1 protein-coding gene is annotated in these 1,975 nt (G+C 65.6%); it reads left to right on the top strand.

Annotated elements, in window-relative coordinates; translation table 11 throughout:
• The coding region (locus DFR52_RS24115) for a cadherin repeat domain-containing protein (RefSeq protein WP_146215672.1) at positions 1–1,975 on the top strand (1,975 nt) is incomplete at both ends.

Genomic DNA, 1,975 nt, shown 5'->3' with positions numbered 1-1,975 from the left:
CCTTCGATTACGAGACGGAAGCCTCGATCGACATCGTCGTCACGGCAACGTCTCAGGACGGCTCGACATCGACGCAGACCTTCACGCTGGCCGTCAGCGACGTCAACGAGGCCCCGGTCTCCGCCGTCTCCGACAGTGACGCCGCCGCCAATTCCGTCGACGAGAATGCCGCCATCGGCACCTCGGTCGGCATTACCGCCTTCGCCTCCGATACGGACGGCACCGCGACGGTGAGCTATTCGCTCTCCGATGATGCCGGCGGACGCTTTGCCATCGATGCCGCCACCGGCGAGGTCACGGTGGCGGGTCCGCTCGACCGCGAGAGTGCCGCAAGCTACACGATCGAAGTCACGGCCACCTCCAGCGACGGCTCCACCTCGGTTGCCAGCTACACCATCGCGCTCAACGATCTCGATGAGTTCGACATATCGGCGGTAACGGATACGGACGGGGCAATCGACAGCCTGGCCGAGGATGCTGCTGCAGGCACGGCCGTCGGCATCGTGGCCCACGCCGCCGATGCCGATGCGACCGGCAATGGGGTGAGCTACTCCGTCGATGACGCCCGTTTCACCATCGATGCCGACGGCACCGTCCGCGTCGCCGCGGGGGCAGGCTTCGATTACGAGACAGAAGCCTCGATCAACATCGTCGTCACGGCCACCTCCGAGGATGGCTCGACATCGACGCAGAGCTTCACGCTGGCCGTCAGCGACGTCAACGAGGCCCCGGTCTCCGCTGTCTCCGACAGTGACGCCGCCGCCAATTCCGTCGACGAGAATGCCGCCATCGGCACCTTGGTCGGCATCACCGCCTTTGCAAGCGATACGGACGGCACCGCGACGGTGAGCTATTCGCTCTCCGACGATGCCGGCGGACGCTTTGCCATCGATGCCGCCACCGGCGAGGTCACCGTGGCGGGTCCGCTCGACCGCGAGACGGCTGCCAGCTACCAGATAGAGGTCACCGCCACCTCCAGCGACGGCTCCACCTCGGTTGCCGGCCACACCATCGCGCTCAACGATGTGAACGAATTCGCTGTCTCGGCTGTCACGGATACGGACGGGGCAATCGACAGCCTGGCCGAGAATGCGGCATCAGGCACGGCCGTCGGCATCGTGGCCCACGCCGCCGATGCCGATGCCACCGGCAATGGGATAAGCTACTCCGTTGACGATGCCCGTTTCACCGTCGATGCCGATGGCACCGTGCGTGTCGCCTCAGGTGCTGCCTTTGACCACGAGACAGAAGCCTCGATCGACATGGTCGTCACGGCCACCTCCGAGGATGGCTCGACATCGACGCAGAGCTTCACGCTGGCCGTCACCGACGTCAACGAAGCGGCGGTCTCTGCAATCTCCGACAGTGATGCCGCAAGCAACGCCGTCGACGAGAATGCCGTGATAGGTTCGTCGGTGGGCATCATCGCCTTCGCCAGCGATACGGACGGCACCGCGACGGTGAGCTATTCGCTCTCCGACGATGCCGGCGGCCGCTTTGCCATCGATGCCGCCACCGGCGAGGTCACCGTGGCGGGTCCGCTCGACCGCGAGACGGCTGCCGGCTACGCCATCCAGGTCACCGCCACCTCGACTGACGGCTCCACCTCGGTCGCCAGCTACACCATCGCGCTCAACGATGTGAACGAATTCGCTGTCTCGGCTGTCACGGATACGGACGGGGCAACCGACAGCCTGGCCGAGGATGTTGCTGCAGGCACGGCCGTCGGCATCGTGGCCCACGCCGCCGATGCCGATGCGACCGGCAACACCGTCAGCTACTCCGTTGACGATGCCCGTTTCACCATCGATGCCGACGGCACCGTCCGCGTCGCCGCGGGGGCAGGCTTCGATTACGAGACAGAAGCCTCGATCGACATCGTCGTCACGGCCACCTCCGAGGATGGCTCGACATCGACGCAGAGCTTCACGCTGGCCGTCACCGACGTCAACGAAGCGGCGGTCTCTGCAATCTC

This window comes from Hoeflea marina (genome assembly GCF_003182275.1).
In the GTDB taxonomy this organism is placed as follows: domain Bacteria; phylum Pseudomonadota; class Alphaproteobacteria; order Rhizobiales; family Rhizobiaceae; genus Hoeflea; species Hoeflea marina.
Note: the sequence above shows the minus strand (reverse complement) of the source record. Positions and strands in the feature narration are given on the sequence as shown.